The sequence below is a fragment of the Burkholderia sp. BC1 genome (assembly GCF_052683555.1).
On sequence record NZ_JBQYLP010000050.1, the window covers coordinates 1 to 15119 of the forward strand.

Genomic DNA, 15119 nt, shown 5'->3' on the forward strand with positions numbered 1-15119 from the left:
CTCCATTTGCGGCATCAGCCAGTGCCGGTGCTTCGTATCTGAACAGTATTTCGGCTAGGACCGAGCCGACCGGCGGCGAACCGCCGGCCGGCTTCGGCATCTTGCGGGCCGACGGGCGGCCTGCGAGACGAAACGGCGCGCGTTACTTGCGGTTGATCAGCAGACCGATCAGCACGCCGACGCCGGCCGCGATACCGATCGACGTCCACGGATGCTCATGCACGTAGTCGTCGGTCGCGCGCGCGGCCTTCTTGCCTTTCTCGACCACGACGACCTGGACGTCGGCTGCCTTTTCCTTGGCCTGCTTCAGGCGAGACATGGCCTTCTCGCGCAGCTCGGCCGCACGGTCGCCCGTGCTGCTCGCGGCTTGCTTGAGCAGGTCTTCGGCGTCCGCGAGAACGGTTTTGATATCCGACATCAGTTTCTCCTTGTTGATTTCCGACATTGCAACTCCCTTCGTGCTGTCATGCTGCAGGTTCACATCGTAGCGAAACGCCTGCTTGCTGGCGAGCCGGGAAGACGCACGGCGGCAGTGCCAGACCGAATGGTAAACGACTCGTAATCCCTAACAGAGCGGCAAGCAACCGAAAAAGTTTCGCCAGCACCCGCGATCGTCGTCCGACCTATCGAAAAAATGACAAAAAGATATGAATATCAAACGTAATAATCGTTCGCATGGCCCATTGCTTCCCGTAAGCTGATGGACTGTCCCGCGCCGACCGCGCGCGGTTTCAACTTGCATCGTTCGAGGAGGGAACACCATGAGTCTGCGTCTTGGCGACATCGCACCGGATTTCGAGCAGGAATCGAGCCTGGGCCCGATCAAGTTTCACGAGTGGCTCGGCGATAGCTGGGGTGTCCTGTTCTCCCATCCGGCCGACTACACGCCGGTGTGCACGACGGAACTCGGGCTGACCGCGAAGCTGAAGGACGAATTCGCGAAACGCAACGTGAAGGTGATCGCGCTGTCGGTCGACGGCGTCGAATCGCACAAAGGCTGGATCAACGACATCAACGAAACGCAGTCGACGGTCGTCGGTTTCCCGATCATCGCCGACGCGGATCGCAAGGTCTCGCAGCTGTACGACATGATCCATCCGAACGCGAACGAGACGCTGACGGTGCGCTCGCTGTTCGTGATCGATCCGAACAAGAAGGTGCGGCTGATCATCACGTATCCGGCCAGCACCGGCCGCAATTTCGACGAAGTGCTGCGCGTGATCGACTCGCTGCAACTGACCGACAACTACAAGGTCGCGACGCCCGGCAACTGGAAGGACGGCGACGACGTCGTGATCGTGCCGTCGCTGCAGGATCCGGAAGAACTGAAGAAGCGTTTCCCGAAGGGCTTCAACGCGGTGCGTCCGTATCTGCGTCTGACGCCGCAGCCGAACAAGTAAAGCCATCGTCGCGCGCCGTATCGGCGGCATGCGCAAAACGGCCCGCCCGGCAGTCATGCCGGGCGGGCCGTGTCGTTTCCGCCCATCGCGTGTAATACGGACACGCTGCGCCGATTGCTCAGAAGAATGCCTGGATGCCGGTTTGCGCGCGGCCGAGAATCAGTGCGTGGATGTCGTGCGTGCCTTCATACGTATTGACCACTTCGAGGTTGACGAGGTGGCGCGCGACGCCGAATTCGTCCGAGATGCCGTTGCCGCCGAGCATGTCGCGCGCGAGCCGCGCGATGTCGAGCGCCTTGCCGCACGAATTGCGTTTCATGATCGACGTGATTTCGACGGCCGCCGTGCCTTCGTCCTTCATCCGGCCCAGACGCAGCACGCCTTGCAGGCCGAGCGTGATTTCGGTCTGCATGTCGGCGAGCTTTTTCTGGATCAGCTGATTCGCGGCGAGCGGGCGACCGAACTGCTTGCGATCGAGCACGTACTGGCGCGCGGTATGCCAGCACGATTCCGCGGCGCCGAGCGCGCCCCATGCGATTCCGTAGCGTGCCGAGTTCAGGCAGGTGAACGGCCCGCGCAGGCCGCTGACGTTCGGCATCAGGTTTTCCTCGGGCACGAACACCTCGTCGAGCACGATCTCGCCCGTGATCGACGCGCGCAGCCCGACCTTGCCGTGGATCGCCGGCGCCGACAGCCCTTTCCAGCCCTTCTCGAGGATGAAGCCGCGGATCGTATCCTTGCCGTCCTCGTCGAGCTTCGCCCAGACGACGAATACATCGGCGATCGGCGAGTTCGTGATCCACATCTTCGCGCCCGACAGCGAGTACCCGCCCGGCACCTTCTTCGCGCGCGTGACCATGCTGCCCGGGTCCGAGCCATGGTTCGGCTCGGTCAGCCCGAAGCAGCCGATCCACTCGCCGGTCGCGAGCTTCGGCAGGTATTTCTCCTTCTGCGCGTCGGAGCCGAACTCGTAGATCGGCACCATCACGAGCGACGATTGCACGGACATCATCGACCGATAGCCCGAATCGACACGCTCGACCTCGCGCGCGATCAGCCCGTAGCTGACGTAGTTCAGCCCGGGGCCGCCGTATTGCTCGGGAATCGTCGGGCCGAGCAGGCCGACTTCCCCCATCTCGCGAAAGATCGCGGCATCGGTGCGCTCGTGGCGAAACGCCTCGGTCACGCGCGGCGCGAGCTTGTCCTGCGCATACGCGTGCGCGGCGTCGCGCACCATGCGCTCGTCCTCGGTCAGTTGCTGGTCGAGCAGCAGCGGATCGTCCCAATGAAAAGTTGCAGCGCTCATCGTGTCATCTCCTCACTTGACTGGAGTTCCGCTGTGCGGAACAATGTTTTGCAAATTTGATCCCAGTGTAGCATCGGATGACACTTTCAACCATCGACGACACCACCATCGACGAGCGCAAGTTCGTCGTCGCGCTCGCGCGCGGGCTCGACTTGCTGCGCGCGTTCCGGCCCGGCGAGACGATGCTCGGCAATCGCGACTTCGCGCAGCGCACCGGCTTGCCGAAGGCGACCGTGAACCGGCTCGCGTACACGCTGACGGTGCTCGGCTATCTGCGCTACGACGAGACGCTGGGCAAGTATGCGCTCGACGCCGGCGTGCTGTCGCTCGGCTATGCGCTGCTGTCGGGCGCCGGCACGATCGATCTCGCGCGGCCGCACATGCAGGCGCTCGCGCGCGAGATCGGCGCGGCCGTGTCGCTCGGCTGCCGGGACGGGCTCGACATGATCTACCTGGAGACGATCCGCAGCGAGACGGCACTGACGCTCGGGCTCGCGCCCGGTTCGCGGCTCTCGATGCTGACGAGTTCGATGGGCCGCGCCTATCTGGCCGTGCAGCCCCACGACGTGCGGCGCGCGCTGTACGCGGAACTGCACAAGGCGGCCGGCGGCGCGGACGATGCGGATGCGCTGGTCGCCGCGGCGCAGGCGGCGGTCGCCGAATTTCCGCAAAGCGGTTGCTGCTATTCGTTCCGCGCGTGGCACGCCGACGTCAATGCGGCGGCCGTGCCGTTTCGCGAACCGCGCGAAGGGCGCTGGCTGATTCTCAGTTGCAGCGGGCCGGCGTCGTCGATGGGCGAGGAGGTGTTCCGCACGCAGGTCGGGCCGAAGCTGAAGGCGCTCGCGCAGCGTCTCGGGCAGACGGTCTGACGAACGGCCGCGCGAGATCGCGGCGGCGCCGTTCGGCGGCGGATCGGCGAAATCTGCGGATGCGTCCGGCCCACGGTTGCGGACCGGGCGGACAGCGCTCATCATCGTTCGTCCGTCTACCGACTTCGACGACGAGGAACACGATGACTGCATCCGACACGCTCGACGGCGGCTGCGCATGCGGCGCGATCCGCTACCGGATCGCCGGCGTGCCGACCGACGCCGGCTTCTGCCATTGCCGGCTCTGTCAACGAACGACCGGCGCGGCGGTCGTCGCGTCCGCGTCGGTGCCGATCGGCGCGTTCACATATCTGCAGGGCGAGCCGGTCGTCTATGCGTCGAGTGCGTGGGGCGAGCGGCGTTTCTGCGGCCGTTGCGGCGCGCAGCTCGAATACCGGCGCCGCGACGCGCCGCAGACGGTCGAAATCAACACGGCGACGCTCGACGATCCGTCGCGGCTGCAGCCGCGCTGGCACGTCTGGTATGCGGACCGGTTTCCCGGCATCGAGATCGGCGACGATCTGCCGAAGTACGCGGACGGCGGCCGCGACTGACACGGCCGCGCGACGCGCCCGATTCGCGCGCGGCGATGCGCAAAACGCAGCGGCAAAACGATCCTGAAAACCCGTCGGCAACGCGCGAACGGCCGGCAGGCCGCCACCCGCGCCCGCGCCGCAACGGGCGCTAGACCGTCATCACCTTCGCGAACACCGGCCCCTGCATGAAGCGCACATCGTGCTGGCGCAGCAGTTCGCACTGCGTTTCGTCGACGACGCCATCGAAGATCAGCGGAATCCGCACGCGCTGCGCATACGCGACGAGCGCCTTCACCATCCCGTCGCGCAGCGCGATGCCGGCGTCCATCTTGATGTAGTCGGGACGCGCCATCTCCGATTCGACCGCGAGGATGCGCCCCGGATCGGGCAGCTTGTCCGCGACCTTGAAGCCGTGATGCTGGTAGCTGCGCGTCAGATAGCCGAGGAAGGTCTTGTGCGCGACCGCGACGGCCGGCAGTTCGATCACGATCCGCTCCGGCGGCAGCCCGAAGCGCTGCAGCACCGACGAGAAATGCTTGCCGTGATCGTACTTCACGCTCTTGAGCAGCCGCTCGTGCACGCGCAGGAACAGCAGCCCGTGGCGCTGCGCGCCGAAGAAGTTGATCGCGTGCAGCGCGCGCGACAGGCGGTCGAGCGCGACGAGCGTCTGGTCGTCGACGGCCGAGTCGACCGGATCGTGCGGCGCGCCCGTCACCTGCGTGACAGCCTGGAACCCGAGTTCGTCGCCGTAGCGCTCGATCGCATCGGCGAACGACGTCGACTGCGGCGCGCCCGGCATCGTCACGTCGTAGATCGGCTCGTACGTGCTGCCGAGCGTGCGCTCCGGCAGGCGCGCGCATGCGGTGCCGTCGTCGGCGAGCGCGACGTGCTCCCGCAGATAGGGCAGTTGTCCGGCACGGGCGACCAGCTCGGGGATGGTGGGCGGAATCATCGGCGTCGACAAGGAAAAACGGCGGCCAACGGGCCGCCTCATGTCTGGATAGTAGCAGCGCCCGCGCCGCTCGGCTCGGCGTTTCGTTCATATCGTTATCCCGTCCCCGAACCGATCCCTAGGGTTTACGTTGATTTCACTATTCGTAATTGGTTTTACTATTCGTAAATCCAAAGACGTGCGGCGGATCACGGCAGGCGGCTACGGGCGCCGCGGCGGTGCCGGCCCGAGATCAACAGGAAGCAAGGAGCGAGACGTGGCGGTTGACAGCAAATGGACGGAGGACGCGGGCGGGCCGGCAGGCCGGTACGCGACGGGCGCAACGACGGCGTGCGCGGGTGCGCGCGTCGCGGCAGTGGGAGCGCGCCGGTCATGAACGTCGATTACCAGAGCCTGAAGTTTGCGTACCGCACGCGCGCGGAGCGCGCGATTGCCGACGATGCGGCCGTCCGGCCCGTGATCGTCGTCGGCGCGGGGCCGGTCGGCCTCGCCGCGGCAATCGATCTCGCGCAGCAGGGCGTGCCCGTCGTGCTGCTCGACGACGACGACACGCTGTCCACCGGCTCGCGTGCGATCTGCTTCGCGAAGCGCACGCTCGAGATCTTCGACCGGCTCGGCTGCGGCGAACGCTTCGTCGACAAGGGCGTGAGCTGGCACGTCGGCAAGGTGTTCCTGCAGGACGAGCAGCTGTACGCGTTCGACCTGCTGCCGGAACAAGGGCATGCGCGTCCCGCCTTCATCAATCTGCAGCAGTACTACGTCGAAGGGTATCTGGCCGAGCGCGCGTTCGAGTTGCCGAACCTCGAGATCCGCTGGAAGCACAAGGTGACCGGCATCGAGCAGGCGGCCGAGCATGCGGTGCTGACGGTCGAGACGCCCGAAGGCGTCGACACGCTGCGCGCGCAGTACGTGATCGCGGCCGACGGCTCGCGCAGCCCGATGCGCACGATGATGGGCCTCGAAAGCCGCGGCCGCACGTTCAAGGATCGCTTCCTGATCGCGGACGTGAAGATGAAGGCCGACTTTCCGACCGAACGCTGGTTCTGGTTCGATCCGCCGTTTCATCGCAACCAGTCGGTGCTGCTGCACCGTCAGCCGGACAACGTCTGGCGGATCGACTTCCAGCTCGGCTGGGACGCCGATCCGGTCGCCGAGAAGCAGCCGGAGCGCGTGATTCCGCGCGTGCGCGCGCTGCTCGGGCCGGACGTCGAGTTCGAGCTCGAATGGGTCAGCATCTATACGTTCCGCTGCCAGCGGATGGACACGTTCCGTCACGGCCGCGTGCTGTTCGCGGGCGATTCGGCGCACGGCGTGTCGCCGTTCGGCGCGCGCGGCGCGAACAGCGGCGTGCAGGACGCGGACAACCTCGCGTGGAAGCTGAAGCTCGTGCTGGACGGCCGCGCGCCCGACCGGCTGCTCGACACCTATGCGAGCGAGCGCGAATACGCGGCCGACGAAAATATCCGCCACTCGACGCGCTCGACCGACTTCATCACGCCGAAAAGCGCGGTGTCGCGCGTGTTCCGCGATGCGACGCTGAAGCTCGCGCGCGACTGCGAGTTCGCACGCAAGATCGTGAACAGCGGGCGGCTGTCGACGCCCGCGGTGCTTGACGGTTCGCCGCTGAACACGCCCGATCGCGCGGGCGAGACGTTCGCGTGCGCGATGCGTCCGGGCGCGGCCGCGGCCGACGCGCCGGTGCGCGCCGAGCACGGCGCGAGCTGGCTGCTGCCGCATCTGCACGGAGGCTTCGCCGGCGTGCTGTTCGGCCTGCCGGGCGACGGCGCGGCGCTCGCGCAGGCGGTCGCGGATCTCGCGCTGCCGGTGCGGCCGGTGCTCGTCGTGCCGGCCGGCCATGCGCAGCCGGTGGCCGGCGTCGACGTCGTCGAGGACGTCGACGGGCTCGCTGCGCAGCGCTACGACGCGCGGCCGGGCACCTTCTATCTGCTGCGTCCCGACCAGCATGTGTGCGCGCGGATGCGCGCGCTCGACCGCCAGGCGATCGCCGAGGCGCTGGCCCGCGCGATCTGCGCCGGCTGAATACGACAACGATACGGAGACACCGTCATGCCCCCACTCGATACCCGCGCGCGTCTCGCCGACCCGGACGCGTTCTACGAAGCGCTGATCGACATGCATCGCGACCTGTCGGACGCGGACAGCCAGCTCGTCAACGCGAAGCTGATCCTGCTGCTCGCGAACCACATCGGCGATCTCGACGTGCTGCGCGAAGCGATGGCGCTCGCGCGCCGCGGCGTGACGCCGCCCGTGCATCCGGCCGCCGAGGTGACGCCGTGAGCGCCGCGGGCGAGGCGCGCACGCTCGAAGTCGAGCGCGTGATCGACGACACGCATCGTCCGGGCTTTCACTGGATGTTGCTCGTGCTGTGCGGGCTGTGCCTCGTGATCGACGGCTTCGATGCGCAGGCGATGGGCTACGTCGCGCCGAGCGTGATCGCCGAATGGCACGTGCCGAAGCAGGCGCTCGGGCCCGTGTTCAGCGCGAGCCTGTTCGGGATGCTGCTCGGCGCGCTCGCGCTGTCGGTGCTGGCCGACCGGATCGGCCGCCGGCCGGTGCTGATCGGCGCGACGCTGTTCTTCGCGTTGACGATGCTCGCGACGCCGTTCGCTGGCTCGATCCCGGTGCTGATGGCGCTGCGCTTCGTCACCGGTCTCGGCCTCGGCTGCATCATGCCGAACGCGATGGCGCTCGTCGGCGAGTTCAGCCCGAGCGCGCATCGCGTGAAGCGGATGATGATCGTGTCGTGCGGCTTCACGCTCGGCGCGGCGATCGGCGGCTTCATCAGCGCCGCGCTGATTCCGGCGCTCGGCTGGCGCGCCGTGTTTTTCGTCGGCGGCGCGGTGCCGCTCGTGCTCGCGATCGCGATGGCCGCGCGGCTGCCCGAATCGCTGCAGTTTCTCGTGCTGAAAGGGCGCGACGCGCAGGCGCGCGACTGGCTCGCCGGCTTCGCGCCGCACGCGGGCATCGACGCGAGCACGCGGCTCGTCGTGCGCGAGCGTGCGACGACGGGCGCGCCGGTCGCCGAACTGTTCCGCGACGGCCGCCTGCCGGTCACGCTGCTGCTGTGGGCGATCAGCTTCATGAACCTGATCGATCTGTACTTCCTCTCGAACTGGCTGCCGACCGTGATGCGCGACGCCGGCTATTCGCCGGGCACCGCGGTGATCGTCGGCACGGTGCTGCAGACGGGCGGCGTGATCGGCACGCTGTCGCTCGGCTGGTTCATCGAACGCTACGGTTTCGTGCGCGTGCTGTTCGCGTGCTTCGCGTGCGCGGCGGTGTCGGTCGCCCTGATCGGCTCGGTCGCGCATGCGCTGCCGTGGCTGCTGATCGTCGTGTTCGCGGGCGGCTTCTGCGTGGTCGGCGGACAGCCGGCCGTGAACGCGCTCGCCGGCCAGTATTACCCGACCTCGCTGCGTTCGACCGGCATCGGCTGGAGCCTCGGCATCGGCCGGATCGGCTCGGTGCTCGGGCCGCTCGTCGGCGGACAACTGATTGCGCTGAACTGGACCAACGGCGCGCTGTTTCATGCGGCCGCGGTACCCGTGCTGTGCTCGGCGCTGTTCGTGCTCGGGCTGGCCGGCGTGACGCGGCGAAGCGGTGCGCAGGCGCCGCATGCCGCCTGAATTGATGGAGAAATGAAACGATGACGCTTGACTTGTCGAAACCGGCGACCGCCGGCTACCTGAGCGGTTTCGCGAACGAGTTCGCGACCGAGGCGCTGCCGGGCGCGCTGCCGCACGGCCGCAATTCGCCGCAGCGCGCACCGTACGGCCTGTATGCGGAGCAACTGTCGGGCACCGCGTTTACCGCGCCGCGCGGCCATAACCGCCGCTCGTGGCTGTACCGGATCCGGCCGGCCGCCGTGCACCGGCCGTTCGCGCCGTTCGCGGGCGCGCAGCGCCTCGTGTCGGACTTCGCCGACTCGGCCGACGTGCCGCCGACGCCGCCGAACCAGCTGCGCTGGAATCCGCTGCCGATGCCGAGCGAGCCGACCGATTTCGTCGAAGGGCTCGTGACGATGGCCGGCAACGGCTCGGCCGCCGCGATGAGCGGCTGCGCGATCCATTTGTATGCGGCGAACCGTTCGATGCGGGACCGCTTCTTCTACAGCGCGGACGGCGAACTGCTGATCGTCCCGCAGCAGGGACGGCTCTTCATCGCGACCGAATTCGGCCGCCTCGACGTCGAGCCGTTCGAGATCGCGGTGATTCCGCGCGGCGTGCGCTTCACGGTCGCGCTGCCGGACGGCGACGCGCGCGGCTATATCTGCGAGAACTTCGGCGCGCTGCTGCGGCTGCCCGATCTCGGCCCGATCGGCTCGAACGGGCTCGCGAATCCGCGCGACTTCCTGACGCCGCAGGCCGCATACGAAGACCGCGAAGGCGCGTTCGAGCTCGTCGCGAAGCTGAACGGCCGGCTCTGGCGCGCGGACATCGGCCATTCGCCGCTCGACGTCGTCGCGTGGCACGGCAACTATGCGCCGTACAAATACGACCTGCGCCTGTTCAACACGATCGGCTCGATCAGCTTCGACCATCCCGATCCGTCGATCTTCCTCGTGCTGCATTCGCAAACCGATACGCCGGGCGTCGATGCGATCGACTTCGTGATCTTCCCGCCGCGCTGGCTCGCGGCCGAGGATACGTTCCGTCCGCCCTGGTTCCACCGCAACGTCGCGAGCGAGTTCATGGGGCTCGTGCACGGCGCGTACGACGCGAAGGCCGAAGGCTTCGTGCCGGGCGGCGCGAGCCTGCACAACTGCATGTCGGGTCACGGCCCGGATGCGGACACGTTCGAGAAGGCGTCGGCGAGCGATACGACGAAGCCGCACAAGGTCGACAACACGATGGCGTTCATGTTCGAAACCCGCACGCTGATCCGGCCGACGCGCTACGCGCTCGACACCGCGCAGCTGCAGGCCAACTACTTCGAATGCTGGCAAGGCATCAGGAAACACTTCAATCCGGAGCAACGATGAGCGATACCCAAGACTGGCGCGCGACGCTCGACCCGGCCCGCAAGAGCTGGGTCGAGACCGCGAACGATCCCGCCTGCGATTTTCCGATCCAGAACCTGCCGTTCGGGATCTTCAGCGATGCGAAGCAGCCCGCGCGTCGTGCGGGCGTCGCGCTCGGCGACCAGATCGTCGATCTCGCGGCGCTCGCGCGCGCGGGCCTGCTGACGCTGCCGGGCGGCGCGGACGTGTTCGCCGCATCGACGCTGAACGCCTTCATCACGCTCGGTCGCGATGCGTGGCGCAGCGTGCGCGTGCAGCTGTCCGAGCTGTTCTCCCGCGACAACGCGCGGCTGCGCGACGATGCGGCGCTGCGCGCGCAGGTGCTCGTGGCGCAGCGCGACGCGACGCTGCATCTGCCCGTCGACATTCCCGGCTACACCGATTTCTATTCGTCGAAGGAGCACGCGACGAATGTCGGCTCGATGTTCCGCGATCCGAAGAATGCGCTGCTGCCGAACTGGTCGGAGATGCCGATCGGCTACAACGGGCGCGCGTCCTCGGTGGTCGTCAGCGGGACGCCGGTGCGGCGCCCGAACGGGCAACTGAAGCTGCCCGATCTCGAGCGCCCGGTGTTCGGCGCGTGCCGCAAGCTCGACATCGAGCTCGAGACGGGCTTCATCGTCGGCAAGGGCAATGCGCTCGGCGAGCCGATCGCATGCGAGGACGCGGAAGCGCACATCTTCGGCATGGTGCTGCTGAACGACTGGAGCGCGCGCGACATCCAGCAATGGGAATACGTGCCGCTCGGTCCGTTCAACGCGAAGTCGTTCGCGACGACGATCTCGCCGTGGATCGTCACGCTCGACGCGCTCGAGCCGTTCCGCACCGCGCAGCCCGAGCAGACGCCGCCGCCGCTCGCGTATCTGCAGCATGCGGGCCGGCACGCGTTCGACATCGCGCTCGAAGTGACGCTGCGCGCGCAGGACGCGGCCGAAGCGACGACGATCTCCCGTACCAACTTCAAGTACATGTACTGGTCGATGGCGCAGCAGCTCGCGCATCACACGGTGTCGGGCTGCAATACGCGGGTCGGCGACCTGATGGGCTCGGGCACGATCAGCGGGCCGACGAAGGATTCGTTCGGCAGCCTGCTCGAGCTCACGTGGAACGGCAAGGAGCCCGTTGCACTGAACGGCGGCGGCACGCGCACGTTCATCGAGGACGGCGACGAGCTGACGCTCGCCGGCTGGTGCCAGGGCGACGGCTATCGTGTCGGCTTCGGCACTTGCGTCGGCAAGATCCTGCCTGCATTGCAAGCGTGACGCATCGCGCATGACGCGCCGGTTCCGGACGGCCCGCTTCGCGCGGGCCGTCGTCGTTTCGGCCGTGCCACGCGTGCGATGTGAGCGCGGACCTCAGACGGCGCGCGACAACGCGGCACGCCGCTCCCACAGCGCGGCCGCGACGAATGCGGCGACGCACACGACCAGCACGCCGACCAGCGCGTTGCTGCCGAGCTGCTCCATCAATGCGCCGGCGACGAGCGGGCCGCCGAAGCTGGCCGCGCTCCACGATGCGGAGACGAGCGAGCTCGCGGTGACGAGCGCCGCGCCGCGAAACCGTTCGCCGCACGCGACGAGCGACAACGTATAGATGCTGCCGGCCGCCGCGCCGAGCACGAACAGCAGCGGCCAGCACAGCAGCGGATTCGCGATGACGAACGGCAAGAGCGGCAGCCCCGCGAGCACGATGGCGCCCGCGCCGAGATGCACGCGTTCGCGGCCGAGCTTGTCGGCGAGCCAGCCGATCGGGAACTGCATCGCGGTGTCGCCGAACAGCATGATCGACGCGAGCAGCACCGCCGTTTCGCTGCCGACGCCGTGATCCATCGCGTAGAGCGGCAGCAGCGACAGCGCGAGCGTATCGAACAGCGCGAAGAAACCCGTGCCGATGATCAGCGCCGGCATGCGCGGCAGCACCGCGAGCCAGCGATCGTGTTGCGCGTGCTGCGCGTCGTCGCCGGCGAGCGGTGCGCGGCGGATCGTCGCGAGCGTCGGCAGCGCGAGCAGGAACAGCGCGCCGCACAGCGCGAAGCGGATGCCGGTCGCGCCCGCGATCTGGCTGACGAGCACGGGGCCCGCCATCTGGAACAGCGTGAAATTGGTCGCGTAGATCGCGACGACGCGGCCGCGCGTCGCATCGTCGGCAAGCTGGTTGACCCACGCCTCGCCGATCGTAAACAGCAGCATCAGTGCGGCGCCGCACAGTACGCGCAGCACGCCCCAGACGACGAGATTCGACGTGAACTGCATCCACGCGGTCGCCGCGGCGAGCACGACGACCGACACGACGATCGCGCGGCGCGCACCGATGCGCCGCGCCAGCGCGGTGACGAACGGGACGATCGCGAGACCGCCGCCGGCCTGCGCGGCAGTCAAGATGCCGACGACGTTCGTGCCGTGGCCGGCTTCGGTCAGGGCGAGCGCGGTGAGGGGAAGGGTGGCGCCGGTGCCGAGACCGACGACGGCGACGCTCAGGATCAGCGCGACGAAATCGCGATTGAGTATGGCTTTCATCGGCCGAGATGCTACACCGCAGCCTTTGAACGGTTCATGACGCGGCCGGCGTGCGGTGTCGCTACGTTGTTGCGTTGCGTTGCGTTGCGTTGCGTTGCGTTGCGTGCGCAACGATCGCGCGGCGCGCGTCAGACGTATTCGGTCGGTACCGCGGCCGGGCGGCGTTCGAGCGACGCGGACCACAGCGTCAGCGCGAGCGCGGCGACGGCCATCGCGACGCCGACCCACGGCAGGTTCACGAGCGACACGCCGGCGCCGATCGCGCTGCCGCCGAGCCACGCGCCGGTTGCATTGCCGAGGTTGAACGCACCCTGGTTCAGCGTCGACGCGAGGTTCGGCGCGTCGCTCGCGCGATCGACGATCAGGATCTGCAGCGGCGGCACGATCGCGAACGCGAGTACGCCCCACACGAAGATCGTCGCGAGCGCGGCGAACGGCAGATGCATCGTCGCCGCGAACAGCGCGAGCACGACGCCGATCAGCGCAAGCGTCGCGATCAGCGAGGGCATCCGGCGCCAGTCGGCGAGCCGGCCGCCGAGTGTGCCGCCGACCGTCAGCCCGAGCCCGAACAGCAGCAGCACCCAGGTGACCTGGTGCGGCGAGAAGCCGGTCACGTCCTCGAGGATCGGCGTGATGTACGTGAACACGCTGAACAGGCTCGCGGACGCGAGCACGCTGATGCCGAGCACCATCAGCACCTGCGGATGCTTGAGCACGCCGAATTCGCGCGTGATGCTGGTTTCGGGCATCGCGAGGTGTTTCGGCAGACAGACGGCGAGCGCGGCGGCCGCGGCGATGCCGATGCCGGTCACGGCCCAGAACGTCGCGCGCCAGCCGTATGCCTGGCCGAGTGCGGTGCCGAGCGGCACGCCGAGCACGTTCGCGAGCGTGAGGCCCGTAAACATCAGCGCGATCGCCTGCGCGCGGCGGTTCGGCGCGACGAGGCTGCTCGCGACCACCGAACCGATGCCGAAGAACGCGCCGTGGCAGAACGCGGTCACGACGCGCGCCGCCATCAGCACCGCATAGCCGGGCGCGATCGCGCAGAACAGATTGCCCGCGATGAACAGGCCGATGAGTCCCATCAGCGCGCGCTTGCGCGGCATCTTCGCGGTGACGACCGCGAGGATCGGCGCGCCGATCGTCACACCGAGCGCGTAGCCGGAGACGAGCATGCCGGCGGCCGGGATCGACACGCCGAGGTCGCGCGCGACGTTCGGCAGCAGTCCCATGATCACGAATTCGGTGGTACCGATTCCAAACGCGGCAACGGCGAGGGCGAACAGAGGTAAGGGCATCGCGGGGATTCCGGGAAAGGCCGTCGGCCAGGAGCGGCGCAGGACGCGCGGGAGCGGGTGGACGGCAGGGCGATAGCGGCGATTCTACTTCAGTAAAAACCCTTATGCTGGGGGCCGGAACGGATGTTGCCGGCGTGCGACGGGCTGCGCCCACACTGTGGGACGCGGCGGCGCGGGTCGCGATAGCGCGCGGGTTGGGGCAGGCGCGCGTCTAGGACGGCCGTTCGGTCGAGCGAGCGGAAAGCGCGACGGCGGGTTCCGGGTCGGCGGCGTGCGGTGAAGGCGCCGGAGTGCACGTGACGGATTGCGCGGCGGTCGGCACTTCGCTGACGGCCGAGGCGGCCGTGCTGCCCGATCCGCCATCGGGGGCGGCCGCTGCGACAGCCGCCGGCCCGTGCCCCGCCGGCTCGCCCCAGCCGTTCTCGAACAGGCACGCTTCGATCGGCATCCGCGCGGCCCAGCGCTCCTGTTCGAGCATCGGCTTCGCGTAGAACGCGTCGACGTGACCGAGGCACAGCACGGCGATCGGTTTCGCGCCGGCCGGCATGCCGAGCAGCGTGCGCAGCGCGTCGACGTCGAACAGCGAGACCCAGCCCATCCCGAGCCCTTCGGCGCGCGCCGCGAGCCACATGTTCTGGATCGCGCACGCGGCGGACGCGAGGTCCATCTCCGGCAGCGTGCGGCGCCCGAACACATGGCGCTCGCGATCGTCGGTCAGCGCGACGACGAGCAGCTCGCCGCATTCGCGCACGCCTTCGACCTTCAGTCGCATGAATTCGTCGTGGCGTTCGCCGAGCGCGTCGGCGGTCGCGCGCCGCTCGGCGTCGACGAGCGCGTGGATCGCCTCGCGCCGTGCCGGATCCGTGATGCGGATGAAGCGCCACGGCTGCATGAAGCCGACGCTCGGCGCATGGTGTGCCGCGCGCAGCAGCCGTGCGAGCACGGCCGGATCGACCGGGGCCGACGTGAAATGGCGCATGTCGCGCCGCTCGAAGATGGCGCGGTAAACGGCGTCGAGGGCGGAATCGTCGAAACGCATGACGGGCAGCGGCAGCAGAGGAAAGTCGGCGAACGATAGCAGAGTGCGGGCACGCCGCGGTGCTTCGGCGAAAAACGCCGGCGCGGCAGAGGTGTGCGATAGCGTGCGGTGTGCGGTTGCGGCGGGAGGCCGAAGGCGGGGGGGCGGAAGGCGAAGGCCGAA

The 15119-nt window shown here is 68.2% G+C and carries 14 protein-coding genes; 8 read left to right on the forward strand and 6 right to left on the reverse strand.

The window, feature by feature from the left end:
* Positions 1 to 142: 142 nt before the first annotated feature.
* Complete coding sequence (locus tag ACSHSS_RS21815) at positions 143 to 445, reverse strand: DUF883 family protein (RefSeq protein ID WP_006401555.1); 303 nt, start codon at positions 443 to 445, stop codon at positions 143 to 145.
* A 316-nt stretch (positions 446 to 761) separates the two neighbouring features.
* Here ACSHSS_RS21815 and ACSHSS_RS21820 point away from each other — a divergent pair, with 316 nt between their 5' ends.
* Positions 762 to 1400, forward strand: coding sequence for a peroxiredoxin (locus ACSHSS_RS21820; protein WP_006401554.1), 639 nt, complete (start codon positions 762 to 764; stop codon positions 1398 to 1400).
* A gap of 118 nt (positions 1401 to 1518) precedes the next feature.
* Here the strand turns inward: ACSHSS_RS21820 and ACSHSS_RS21825 are convergent, their stop codons facing one another.
* Complete coding sequence (locus ACSHSS_RS21825) at positions 1519 to 2706, reverse strand: acyl-CoA dehydrogenase (RefSeq protein WP_006401553.1); 1188 nt, start codon at positions 2704 to 2706, stop codon at positions 1519 to 1521.
* A 77-nt stretch (positions 2707 to 2783) separates the two neighbouring features.
* Between ACSHSS_RS21825 and ACSHSS_RS21830 the strand changes: the two genes are divergently transcribed.
* The gene (locus ACSHSS_RS21830) at positions 2784 to 3575 is read left to right on the forward strand and encodes an IclR family transcriptional regulator (RefSeq protein WP_105842398.1); all 792 of its coding nucleotides are present in this window, start codon (positions 2784 to 2786) and stop codon (positions 3573 to 3575) included.
* A gap of 143 nt (positions 3576 to 3718) precedes the next feature.
* Positions 3719 to 4129: a GFA family protein gene (locus tag ACSHSS_RS21835; protein WP_012214033.1), complete on the forward strand. Its 411-nt coding sequence runs from the start codon at positions 3719 to 3721 to the stop codon at positions 4127 to 4129.
* Between the two features lie 130 nt (positions 4130 to 4259).
* On the opposite strand, the gene ACSHSS_RS21840 is transcribed toward ACSHSS_RS21835, so the two are convergent.
* Positions 4260 to 5063, reverse strand: coding sequence for an EAL domain-containing protein (locus ACSHSS_RS21840; RefSeq protein WP_006417082.1), 804 nt, complete (start codon positions 5061 to 5063; stop codon positions 4260 to 4262).
* Between the two features lie 372 nt (positions 5064 to 5435).
* Between ACSHSS_RS21840 and ACSHSS_RS21845 the strand changes: the two genes are divergently transcribed.
* The 5 genes from ACSHSS_RS21845 to fahA are packed head-to-tail and all read left to right on the forward strand — an operon-like array spanning position 5436 to position 11366.
* Positions 5436 to 7103, forward strand: a complete 1668-nt coding sequence (locus ACSHSS_RS21845) for an FAD-dependent oxidoreductase (RefSeq protein WP_054316982.1) — start codon at positions 5436 to 5438, stop codon at positions 7101 to 7103.
* A gap of 27 nt (positions 7104 to 7130) precedes the next feature.
* On the forward strand, positions 7131 to 7361 hold the full coding sequence (locus tag ACSHSS_RS21850) for a DUF2783 domain-containing protein (RefSeq protein ID WP_006406385.1): 231 nt from the start codon (positions 7131 to 7133) through the stop codon (positions 7359 to 7361).
* A complete protein-coding gene (locus ACSHSS_RS21855) occupies positions 7358 to 8710 on the forward strand; it encodes an MFS transporter (protein ID WP_217060795.1) in 1353 nt (450 codons plus the stop codon). Before ACSHSS_RS21850 ends, ACSHSS_RS21855 begins: the two co-directional genes overlap by 4 nt.
* 20 nt (positions 8711 to 8730) lie before the next feature.
* The gene (gene hmgA / locus ACSHSS_RS21860) at positions 8731 to 10065 is read left to right on the forward strand and encodes a homogentisate 1,2-dioxygenase (RefSeq protein ID WP_217262389.1); all 1335 of its coding nucleotides are present in this window, start codon (positions 8731 to 8733) and stop codon (positions 10063 to 10065) included.
* Positions 10062 to 11366: a fumarylacetoacetase gene (fahA, locus tag ACSHSS_RS21865; RefSeq protein ID WP_445545537.1), complete on the forward strand. Its 1305-nt coding sequence runs from the start codon at positions 10062 to 10064 to the stop codon at positions 11364 to 11366. Before hmgA ends, fahA begins: the two co-directional genes overlap by 4 nt.
* 93 nt (positions 11367 to 11459) lie before the next feature.
* Here the strand turns inward: fahA and ACSHSS_RS21870 are convergent, their stop codons facing one another.
* The 3 genes from ACSHSS_RS21870 to bluB form a co-directional block, all read right to left on the reverse strand.
* Entirely contained in the window at positions 11460 to 12848 is a 1389-nt protein-coding gene (locus tag ACSHSS_RS21870) for an MFS transporter (RefSeq protein WP_445545538.1), read from the reverse strand.
* A complete protein-coding gene (locus ACSHSS_RS21875) occupies positions 12749 to 13918 on the reverse strand; it encodes an MFS transporter (RefSeq protein ID WP_012214025.1) in 1170 nt (389 codons plus the stop codon). Before ACSHSS_RS21875 ends, ACSHSS_RS21870 begins: the two co-directional genes overlap by 100 nt.
* 211 nt (positions 13919 to 14129) lie before the next feature.
* Positions 14130 to 14957, reverse strand: a complete 828-nt coding sequence (gene bluB, locus ACSHSS_RS21880) for a 5,6-dimethylbenzimidazole synthase (RefSeq protein ID WP_445545539.1) — start codon at positions 14955 to 14957, stop codon at positions 14130 to 14132.
* Between the last annotated feature and the right edge of the window lie 162 nt (positions 14958 to 15119).

What these genes read in the sequence shown, in the direction of transcription:
- ACSHSS_RS21830 (WP_105842398.1), top strand. Translation starts at nt 2,784, where the DNA reads ATGACACTTTCAACCATCGACGACACCACCATCGACGAGCGCAAGTTC.
- ACSHSS_RS21815 (WP_006401555.1), bottom strand. Translation starts at nt 445, where the DNA reads ATGTCGGAAATCAACAAGGAGAAACTGATGTCGGATATCAAAACCGTT.
- ACSHSS_RS21835 (WP_012214033.1), top strand. Translation starts at nt 3,719, where the DNA reads ATGACTGCATCCGACACGCTCGACGGCGGCTGCGCATGCGGCGCGATC.
- fahA (WP_445545537.1), top strand. Translation starts at nt 10,062, where the DNA reads ATGAGCGATACCCAAGACTGGCGCGCGACGCTCGACCCGGCCCGCAAG.
- ACSHSS_RS21875 (WP_012214025.1), bottom strand. Translation starts at nt 13,918, where the DNA reads ATGCCCTTACCTCTGTTCGCCCTCGCCGTTGCCGCGTTTGGAATCGGT.
- bluB (WP_445545539.1), bottom strand. Translation starts at nt 14,957, where the DNA reads ATGCGTTTCGACGATTCCGCCCTCGACGCCGTTTACCGCGCCATCTTC.
- ACSHSS_RS21840 (WP_006417082.1), bottom strand. Translation starts at nt 5,063, where the DNA reads ATGATTCCGCCCACCATCCCCGAGCTGGTCGCCCGTGCCGGACAACTG.
- ACSHSS_RS21820 (WP_006401554.1), top strand. Translation starts at nt 762, where the DNA reads ATGAGTCTGCGTCTTGGCGACATCGCACCGGATTTCGAGCAGGAATCG.
- ACSHSS_RS21845 (WP_054316982.1), top strand. Translation starts at nt 5,436, where the DNA reads ATGAACGTCGATTACCAGAGCCTGAAGTTTGCGTACCGCACGCGCGCG.
- ACSHSS_RS21850 (WP_006406385.1), top strand. Translation starts at nt 7,131, where the DNA reads ATGCCCCCACTCGATACCCGCGCGCGTCTCGCCGACCCGGACGCGTTC.
- ACSHSS_RS21825 (WP_006401553.1), bottom strand. Translation starts at nt 2,706, where the DNA reads ATGAGCGCTGCAACTTTTCATTGGGACGATCCGCTGCTGCTCGACCAG.
- hmgA (WP_217262389.1), top strand. Translation starts at nt 8,731, where the DNA reads ATGACGCTTGACTTGTCGAAACCGGCGACCGCCGGCTACCTGAGCGGT.